Genomic DNA, 539 nt, shown 5'->3' with positions numbered 1-539 from the left:
TTATCAAGAAATTGCTCAACCTGCTATTACCGAAATTGCAGATAAAATCACTTTTACCCATTTTGATATTCGAGAATATCAAGAATATTTACAACCTGGAGAAAATCCTGATGATCATAAATTAATTGCGCTGTTTAAATTACTTTCTCCAGAACATTTATTAAAGTTACCTTTCGCTGACAGTAATACTCTTGATAAAGGATTTTATCATGAGTTATTACATATTATCGGTTTAACAGAAGTTAAAGAAGGTGGTAAAAAACTGATTCAACGCAAAAAATTAAATGAGAGAAATGTCGGTTCACTCATGGAAAATGCTATGATCCAACTTGATAGTTTAGATAAAATCTCTCAACTCAAAGAACCAGAACAATTTGGAGAAAATGACCAAGTACAACTTTTTAATATTGGTTTAGAATTAGCAATTACTTGGGTAAATAGAATCCTCTTTCTCAAACTATTAGAAGCACAATTAATTAAATATCATCAAAATGATTTAGCTTGGGGATTTTTGAATTTAAATAAGGTGCAAAATTATG

Annotated in this window: 1 protein-coding gene; it reads left to right on the top strand. The window is 29.3% G+C overall.

Annotated elements, in window-relative coordinates; all coding sequences use genetic code 11:
• The coding region (locus tag FFO06_RS20795; RefSeq protein ID WP_442341974.1) for a type IIG restriction enzyme/methyltransferase at positions 1 to 539 on the top strand (539 nt) is incomplete at both ends.

It is taken from the genome of Dolichospermum planctonicum, from assembly GCF_005402965.1.
Classification (GTDB): domain Bacteria; phylum Cyanobacteriota; class Cyanobacteriia; order Cyanobacteriales; family Nostocaceae; genus Dolichospermum; species Dolichospermum planctonicum.
Note: the sequence above shows the minus strand (reverse complement) of the source record. Positions and strands in the feature narration are given on the sequence as shown.